Here is an 8,554-nt window from a genome sequence, read left to right on the forward strand (position 1 = left end):
AGCGCACCGGCGAGCGGCGCGAAGATCGACTCACTGGCACCGACCGGCGTGCCGGCGTACCTGGCCTTGATGTCGTGGATGAGCCGGTGGTACGGCGCCAGCGCCGTGGTCTGGAAGATGCGGTAGCGGTCCTGGAAGTAACCGGCATCGGCCGGATCGACCTTCTTGAGGTCGGCGGTGATCGTCGCCGCGACCTTCGCCACATCGGTCGGCGAATACCAGCGGTGCGGGTTACCACCCTCGGGGATCCCGGTGACCCGCCCGACGTCGACGACGACCCGGCGGGGGTCGGCGCCGGCCTGCAGGGCCTTCGCCGCCCACGGGTCGTATCCGATCCCGTTCTCGACGAACAGCTGCGAGGTCGCGATCGTCCGGCCGTCAGCGGGCGTGGGCTCGTAGTCGTGCGGGTCGGTGTTGGGGTTGGTGATGATCGACGTCTCCTGCACGTGCCGGCCGCCGAGCTGGCTCAGGATGCTGCCCCAGGCGTTGATGCTCGCCCCGACCGTCACCGTCTTGCCGCCGTCCGGCCCCGGTGCCGAGGTCAACCGCGGCGACGTACTGCAGGACGCGACGCCGATCGCCATCGTCGCCATCGCCGCGGACAGCGCGATCGTGCGACGGGACATGGGATCTCCGGGTCGACGGGCCGGTGCGCGCAGTCAGCCGCGCGCGGTGGCCCCAGCATCCCATAATGATACCGGTTGTCAATTGCGATAGTGTCAGGCCGCGGGCGCCCAGTCCGTGGTGAGCGCGGGGATGTCGGTGAACCGGAGCAGGTGCCGGGCGACTACGTCCTGGATCCGCGCGAGGTCGTCGTCGGTGGCCGCCTCGGCGGAGAGCGAGATTCCGGTGGCGTCGGCGGTCAATTCACACGTCCCGCCGTCGGGCATGTGGACGCTGCCGTGGCGCGGATCCGGTGCGGAGGTCTCCAGGCGGTTGCCGAGGTGGGAGACCAACTGCTTGATGAAGCGCTCCGGACGTTCGGTGTCCAGGCGGGCTGTGGTTGTCGTCATGATGCGTCACGATATATCGTCGACATGCCTACGGCAACCGGCCCGACACCGCCCCGCGCCGGGTGAGCCTGCGCCCCTACCCTCGCGAGGCGGAGGGGGGTGGGCGGTGGCGGTCGTACTGGCGTTGATCGGCGCGGTCTCCTACGGCGCGTCGGATTTCATCGGGGGTCTCATGACCCGCCGGGCCGGCAACTGGAGTGTGGTCGCGGTCGCGCAGACCGCCGCCGTCGTCTCGTTGCTGATCGTCTTGCCCTTTCTCCCCGGCTCGCTCAGCCTGCGCGGCTTCGTTTGGGGCGCACTCGCCGGTGTCGGAACGACGATCGGCACGCTCGCCCTGTACCGGGGACTGGCCCAGGCCCGGATGAACGTCGTCGCACCCTTGTCCGGCGTGATCGCGGCGGTGGTGCCCGTGGTCGTCGGACTGCTGACCGGCGACCGTCCCTCGACGGCGGCGCTGGTCGGGATCGGAGTCGCACTCGCTGCGATCGTTCTCGTTTCCCTCTCCGGCGCGCCCGAGGAGGCCGAGCGGCCCTCGGGCGTCATCGAGGGTGTGGTCGCCGGCGCCGGGTTCGGCCTGCTCTTCATCGCCCTGCAGCGGGCCGGCTCGGCGGCCGGGGCGTGGCCGGTGCTGGCTTCGGAGGCCGTGTCGGTCGTCGCCGTCGTCGGGATCGCGCTGGTACGCCGCTATCCGCTGGCGCCGCGCGTCAAGGACCTGCCCGGCATCTCGGCGGTCGGGGTGCTCGGCGCCGGCGCGACAGTCCTGTATCTCTACGCCACGGCGCACGGGTTGCTGTCGCTGGTCGCCGTGCTGATCTCGCTCTACCCGGCGGCGACGGTCATCCTGGCCGCGGTGGTGCTGCGGGAGCGCAGCACCCGGGTGCAGGTGGTCGGCATGTTCTGTGCGGTCGTCGCCGTCGTGCTCATCGCGCGGGGCTGAGCGCCGGCTAGAGGTAGCGGCGGGCGGTGGCGATCGCGCGGGCGGCGTAACCGCCACCGAAGAGCACGCTGTGCACCAGCAGCGGGTGCAACTGGTGCAGCCCGACCCGGTCCCGCCACCCCGCCGCGAGCGGGGCGGTCTCGTCGTAGGCCGCGAGCACCCGGTCCAGATCCGGTGCGCCGAAGAGCGCCAGCATCGCGAGGTCGGTCTCCCGGTGACCGCCGTAGGCGGCCGGGTCGACCAGCCACGCGCGACCGTCGGCCGCCCAGAGCAGGTTGCCGCCCCACAGGTCACCGTGGATGCGGGCCGGCGGCTCCGGCGGACCGGCCAGGTCGGGGAGCCGGGCGATGACGCGCTCGATCAGCGCCGCACCGTCGGCGTCGAGTGCCCCGGAGTCGCGGGCCAGGGTGAGGCAGGGGGTCAGGCGGCGCTCGGCGTAGAAGTCCGGCCACGATCCGGACGGCGTGTTGTCGACCGGCAGCGTGCCGACGAAGCCCGGCCAGCCGGCACCGAAGGACGCTGCTCCGGCCTGATGCAAGTCCGCCAGCCCGCGGCCGAGCCGGTCGGCGGCCGAAGCGGACGGCGTACCGGAGTCGATCCAGGTCAGCACCAGGACGTCGGCCCCGACGGCGACCACCTCCGGCAGCGGTACCGCATCGACCTCGGCGAGCCACTCCAGCCCGGCCGCCTCGGCGGTGAAGAAGCCGTCCGGCGCGTCGTCGCGGCTCTTGGCGAAGACGGTGCGCCCGTCGGCGAGCCGCGCCCGCCAGGCCCGGCAGATGTCGCCCCCGGTGATCTCCGTCGCCTCGACGACGCCGCTGCCGGTCGCCGCGGCGATCCGGGTGGCGACGGACCCGGACGCCATGTCAGCGGCTGGGCCGGTCGGCCAGCCGCTTCGCGAGGTCGGCGACCAACCCGCGACAGCTCAGCTCGACCATGTCCAGCACCCGCTCGAACTCCGCGGTCCCGCCGTAGTACGGGTCGGGTACGTCGAGGTCTTCGCCGGCCGTGTCGTCGAAGGACCGCAGCAGGATGATCTTTCCGGCGTCCTCGGCGGTGGCCGCCAGACCGTGCAGGGCCCGCTCGTGGTCACGGTCGATGGCCACCACCAGATCCTGCTCGCTGAGGTCCTGGGGATCGATCACCTGCGCCCGGTGCACGATGTCGTAGCCGCGGCCACGGAGCGCCGTCAGCGCGCGGGCGTCGGTCGGCTCGCCGATGTGCCAGTCGCCCAGCCCGAAGCTGTCCACCCGGACGGCGTCGGCGAGCCCTTCGGCCGCCAGCATGCTGCGCAGCACCGACTCGGCCATCGGGGACCGGCAGATGTTGCCCGAGCAGACGAACGTGACGCGGTACGGCGTAGCCATGTCCTCATCGTCGCAGTTGGCGACCCGACGTCAATCACGCCGCTCGTAAGCGGCCGGTCGTGTCTGGGCGGCACGGATCCGGTCGAGGGAGAACTTCGAGCTCCGGTCGAAGGCGTAGATGCCGTTCTGCTCCTGGTGGACGTCGGTGAGCTGGGTGTAGCAGTAGCCGAACATCCGCGGGTCGTCGAGCAGCGCGGCGGTGAGCCCTTCGAACCGGGAGTAGAACTCCTCGATGGTGCCGGGACGCTCGCCGTAGCCCCACGACTCGCCGTCGTCGTCGGGCTTCGACCGCCACCAGATGCCCCCGAACTCGCTGCAGAAATAGGGCTGGCCCCGGTAGTCCGTCGACCAGCGGGTGTCCTGCGGGCCGGTGTTGGTGTACGGCGCCCCGTCGGCGAGCCCGGCCATCTGCGCGCCGAAGGTCGCCGGGTCCTGCTCGTAGTCGTGCGAGTCGTAGACGTCGGTCTCGGGCACCCGGTGGGAGTAGCCCGAGGTGTCCAGCACCGGCCGGGACGGGTCGGCCGCCTTGGTGGCGAGGAACATCGCCCGGGTCACGTCGTCGAGCACCGTGGTCCGGTCGTGCAGCAGCTGGTGGGTCTCGTTGAGCGGACACCAGCCGATGATGGACGGGTGGGAGTAGTCCCGTTCCACGGCCTCGAGCCACTGCGCGACGTAGGTCGCGCCGGGCTGCTGGTTGTCCCCGGCCGGCCCGACGTTGCAGCCCCAGTCGCCGAACTCGCCCCAGACGAGATAGCCGAGCCGGTCGGCGTGGTAGAGGAACCGCTCCTCGAACACCTTCTGGTGCAGCCGGGCGCCGTTGAAGCCGGCCGCCTTGGCCAACTCGATGTCGGCGATGAGAGCGGCGTCGTCCGGAGCGGTCATGACGCCGTCCGGGTAGTAGCCCTGGTCGAGCACCAGCCGCTGGAAGATCCGCCGGCCGTTGACGGTCACGGCCTGCCCGTCGATCGCCACCGACCGCAGCCCGGTGTAGCTGTCCGCAGCGTCCACCACGGCGCCGGACCCGTCGAGCAGTTCGAGCCGGACGTCGTAGAGGAACGGATCCTCGGGCGACCACAGCCGACGCCGGTCCTCCGGCACGGGGAGGAAGAGCTGCGGCGCCAGGTCGAGGTCGGCGCGCACCGTGGCGGTCGTGACCGGTCCGGCGTCGTCGCGCAGGGTGACCCGCAGCTGGTGGCCGGGCCGGTTGGCCGACACCGGTGCGGTGACCGCGATGACGCCCGCGCCGACGTGGGGGGTGATCCGCGGCCGGCGCAGGTGGACCTCGGGCACCGGCTCGAGCCAGACGCTCTGCCAGATGCCGGTGGTCCGTGTGTAGAGACAGCCGTACTTCTCGTACCGGGTGGACTGCTTGCCGCGGGCCTGCGGGCCGTGTCTGCTGTCGCGGGCCCGGATCACGATGGTGATCTCGCCGGTGCGGGCGCCCAGATCGCAGCTGAACGGGGTGAACCCGCCGCGGTGGCGACCGACCTCCACCCCGTCGGCCCACACCGTGGCGTCGTAGTCCACGGCCTGGAAGTGCAGCAACACCCGGCGCCCGGCCCAGTCCGCCGGAATCGTCACCGTCCGCCGGTACCAGACCGCTTCGAGGAAGTCGGTGTCGCCGATCCCGGAGAGCGCGGATTCCGGACAGAAGGGGACGACGATCTCGTCACCGAGCTCGCGCTCGACCAGACCCCGCTCGAGTCCGGTGTCGGCCCGGTCGATCGCGAACCCCCACGTTCCGTTGAGGCATCGCCAGTCGTCGCGGCGGAACTGCGGTCGCGGGTATTCGCTGCGCGGGACCGAGGTCACAGCGATCCTCCTGGGGTCTGGGGTAGAGCCGGTCCTCGGCTCGGGGAGGCAGCCTATTCGGTGGACGCCGTTGGCCTCCCCTTGGCCTTGTTAGGGTCTGTCTTCGGGCGGAGGCAATATCGGCACCTCGTAGGGATGGCGATGCAGGAGACGTCGGACGCGCAGCAGGAGTTCGGCGTCGTCGGTGCACCGCGCGGCGGGTCGACCGCGGCCGGATCGGCGCGCGCGGCCAGGGCATCCTCGTCCCGACGGTCGCGACTCCTCCGGCGGTCGTGGCCCGTGCTGGTGGTGATGGCGATCGCTGCCGGGTTCAGTGTCGCCTACCTGGGCGGCGGCCTGTGGGCAGCCGGCGGAGAGACCTGGCGCGGCAACACCGGCGACCCTGAGCAGTTCATGTGGTTCCTGGCCTGGATGCCGCACGCGATCCCGCAGGCGATCCTGCACGGTCACGACCCGCTGGTGAGCACGTATCAGCTCTTCCCGCGGGGCACCAACCTCATGTGGAACACGTCGGTGGTGTTCCCCGCGGTGCTCGTCTCGCCGATCACCGCACTCGCCGGGCCGGTCTTCACCTACAACCTGCTCATCGTGCTCGGGCCGATCGCCTCCTCCGGTACCGCGTACTGGGCCTTCCGTCGTTACGTCGACAGCCGACTTGCCGCCGGCATCGGGGCGCTGGCGTTCGCGTTCTGCCCGTTCGTGATGGGCCACACCTCCGGCCACCTGCACCTGATCCTGCTGGCGCTGGTCCCGGTCACGGTGGTTCTCGTCGACGAGCTGCTGGTCCGGCAACGCCGGCGGTCGTGGCTGATCGGTGGGCTGCTCGGCGTGGTCGCCGCCTGCCAGCTGCTGACCAGCGAAGAGGTGCTGGCCATCGAGGTGATCGCCGGCGTCGTCGCAGTGATCGTGCTCTGCCTGCTCCACCCGCACGCCGTCCGGTCGCGGATCGGCTACGTCGTCGGCGGCGGGGTCTGCGCGGCCGTCGCGTTCGTCGTCCTGGCCGGATACCCGCTCTACGTGCAGTTGCGCGGACCACAGCGGGCGCCCGGCGCGCACCAGCCCGGCACCTATTCGACCGACCTGTTCAACCTGGTCTGGCCGGTCAATCAGCAGTTCGACTTCGGGGTGGGCAAGCCGTCGTTCACCGGCAACGCCTCGGAGTGGACTGGCTACATCGGCATTCCGCTGATCGTGCTGCTGGTCGTCGTGGCCATACGGACGTGGCGGCGCCGGCCCGTCGTACCGGTCGCCGCCATCCTGGTCGTCGTGCTGGCAGTGCTGTCCCTCGGCCCGCACCTGCACCTCAACGGGCACAAGAGCATCCCGCTGCCGTGGGCCGGCTTCGCCCGGTTGCCGTTACTCGGCAACCTGCTCCCCGGCCGGGTGAGCCTCGCGATCGCGTTGTTCGCCGCGCTGTTGATCGCGGTGTTCGTCGACGAGCTGGTGCGCGCCCGGCACCTGTGGTGGAAGATCGCCGGCGCGGCGCTGGTGGTCGTCGTCGCGCTGTCACTGGTGCCGGGTGGCCTGCGGACGACGACCGTCGTCACGCCGCCGTTCTTCACCACCGCTGCGCAGAACCGGATCCCGGACGGGTCGGTGGCCCTCGTCGTGCCCTACATCAAGGGCCCGGGCAACGAGCATCCGTCGCTCTGGCAGGCCAACGGGGGGATGCGCTATCGAATGATGGACGGATGGGTGATCGTGCCCGGCCTGCACTGGGGCGGGCCCAACGTGATCTCCGAGGCCATCGATCACGCCGCGACCATCAGCGTCACACCGCCGGTGCGTGACTCCATCCTCGACGAGCTGCACGCCAGGCAGGTGCACACCGTCGTCGTCGGCCCGACCGATGACCGCCCGGCGGTGATCTCGTTGTTCTCCCGCGTTCTGGGGGCGCCGCCCACCAGCGTCGGCGGGGTCGACCTGTGGAGCGTGCCGGTCAGGTGACCCGCGGCAGCGCGGCCGCGAGCTCGGCGACCTTGCGGGCGAGCCCCGCCGACCTGGGATCGGTCGGCGAGGCACGCCAGGGTGTTCGGCGATCAGTGGGTGAGCTGGACGTGCTTGGTGACCTCACCGGTCGACGGGTTGAGGAGCACCGGCTTGGTGGATCCTCGCTTGGCGAAGTCGAGCATGCCGTCGATGGGGCCGGCCTTGGCGTCGAAGGACTGGTCACCGATCTGGCCCAATGACCAGTTGGATTCGACGAATTTCAGGATCGATGACTGGTCGGTGACCGCACTGTCGACGAAGTTGCGCTTCGCGTACGGCGAGATCACCAGCATGGGCAGCCGCGGACCGTATCCACACCGGTCGAGGTATGCCCCCGGCGCCGGCGTACCGCAGTTGCCGGCACCGCCGACGGCGTCGTTCGAGGGGTCGTTCGACGCGTTCACGATCGGCCCCATCTGGTGGTCGTACCAGCCGTCGGAGTCGTCGTAGTTGATGACGACCGCGGTGTCCTTCCACTGCGGGAGAAGCTGGATGTGGTTGATGGTGTTGGCCAGGAACGTCTGCTCGTCCAGCGGGTCGGAGTAGCCGGCGTGGCCGTCCTGAAATTCAGGAGCCTTCAGGAAGCTGACCTCCGGGAGGCGGCCGGAATCGGCCGCGGTCCAGAAGTTGCTGAGGTCGTACTGGTGGTTGGCCTGGTCGCTGTGCCCGATCATTGCCGCCGACGACGGGGGAAGGTGCTTCGGGTTGGCGGTCGACGCGTAGTACTGGAACGGCTCGTGGTGGGCGCTGTAGTCGGCGGCCTGGCTCCCGGCGATGTTGGCATGGGTTGCGCCGCAGACCGGAGCGCCGCCGGCGCCGCGGCTGGTCGGCCCGAAGCCGCCCTGGAACCAGCCCCAGGTGATCTTCTTGGCATTGAGCAGATCGCCGACGTTCTTTCCGCTCATCTGCGCGGTGGTGCCCTTGCCGCAGCCGTCGAGGGTCGGGTCGGCGTCGCCGAAGAGCGTCCCGTTGGCGATCGGTGCGCCGGTGCCGGTGGCCGTAGCGCCGTGCGTCTGGCCGGAGATCAGGTTCAGCGCTCCCGGCGTCGACGGTCCGAAGGTGGTGTCGTATGAGTTGTCCGACATCGCGAAGTTCTGCGCGTAGTTCCACAGCCCGGTGACGGTGTTGCCGTCGTAGTAGTCCATGACGAGTCCCGGTCGGAAGTATTCGCCGGTGAAGGTCGCCGAGCAGTCGCCGGACTGCGTGAACTGCACGAACTTGTCCAACAGCCCGTGGTCGACGGCCTGCTGCTCCGGCAGGTAGCTGTGGTTCTGGTCGCAGGTGACGGCCTGGCCGCGGGTGAGCAGGGTGGGCTGCGCGGAGTTCGGGTTGCTGTGCAGCAACGTCGAGGTCAGCCCGTTGACCGACGGTGTTCCCGGCTTGGCGACGAACTTCGGGTCACCGCTGGGGTTCGTTGCATTTGGATAGGTGCCGAA

General features: G+C 70.4%; 8 protein-coding genes. 2 read left to right on the plus strand and 6 right to left on the minus strand.

Going from position 1 to position 8,554, the window contains the following annotated elements:
* Nucleotides 1–626, minus strand: a 626-nt coding sequence (locus tag VGH85_02850) for a zinc ABC transporter substrate-binding protein (GenBank protein HEY2172728.1), incomplete at its 3' end; no start/stop codon positions are given.
* Nucleotides 627–719: 93 nt separating this feature from the next.
* Nucleotides 720–1,013 carry a DUF2218 domain-containing protein gene (locus tag VGH85_02855; GenBank protein HEY2172729.1) on the minus strand — a complete coding sequence of 98 codons (294 nt, stop codon included), beginning with the start codon at nucleotides 1,011–1,013 and terminating at the stop codon, nucleotides 720–722.
* Between the two features lie 106 nt (nucleotides 1,014–1,119).
* On the opposite strand from VGH85_02855, the gene VGH85_02860 reads away from it, so the two are divergent.
* Complete coding sequence (locus VGH85_02860; GenBank protein HEY2172730.1) at nucleotides 1,120–1,950, plus strand: DMT family transporter; 831 nt, start codon at nucleotides 1,120–1,122, stop codon at nucleotides 1,948–1,950.
* Between the two features lie 7 nt (nucleotides 1,951–1,957).
* Here the strand turns inward: VGH85_02860 and VGH85_02865 are convergent, their stop codons facing one another.
* From VGH85_02865 to VGH85_02875, 3 genes are read right to left on the minus strand one after another with little or no spacing between them, the layout of a single operon-like run.
* The gene (locus VGH85_02865; GenBank protein HEY2172731.1) at nucleotides 1,958–2,815 is read right to left on the minus strand and encodes a fructosamine kinase family protein; all 858 of its coding nucleotides are present in this window, start codon (nucleotides 2,813–2,815) and stop codon (nucleotides 1,958–1,960) included.
* A 1-nt stretch (nucleotide 2,816) separates the two neighbouring features.
* Nucleotides 2,817–3,317: a low molecular weight protein-tyrosine-phosphatase gene (locus tag VGH85_02870; protein ID HEY2172732.1), complete on the minus strand. Its 501-nt coding sequence runs from the start codon at nucleotides 3,315–3,317 to the stop codon at nucleotides 2,817–2,819.
* A gap of 30 nt (nucleotides 3,318–3,347) precedes the next feature.
* Entirely contained in the window at nucleotides 3,348–5,129 is a 1,782-nt protein-coding gene (locus VGH85_02875; GenBank protein ID HEY2172733.1) for a glycoside hydrolase family 2 TIM barrel-domain containing protein, read from the minus strand.
* A gap of 141 nt (nucleotides 5,130–5,270) precedes the next feature.
* Here VGH85_02875 and VGH85_02880 point away from each other — a divergent pair, with 141 nt between their 5' ends.
* Nucleotides 5,271–7,076 carry a hypothetical protein gene (locus VGH85_02880; protein HEY2172734.1) on the plus strand — a complete coding sequence of 602 codons (1,806 nt, stop codon included), beginning with the start codon at nucleotides 5,271–5,273 and terminating at the stop codon, nucleotides 7,074–7,076.
* A 92-nt stretch (nucleotides 7,077–7,168) separates the two neighbouring features.
* On the opposite strand, the gene VGH85_02885 is transcribed toward VGH85_02880, so the two are convergent.
* Nucleotides 7,169–8,554 (minus strand): alkaline phosphatase family protein (locus tag VGH85_02885; GenBank protein ID HEY2172735.1); only part of this gene is annotated, 1,386 nt, incomplete at its 5' end.

It is taken from the genome of Mycobacteriales bacterium (assembly GCA_036497565.1).
In the GTDB taxonomy this organism is placed as follows: Bacteria; Actinomycetota; Actinomycetes; order Mycobacteriales; family QHCD01; genus DASXJE01.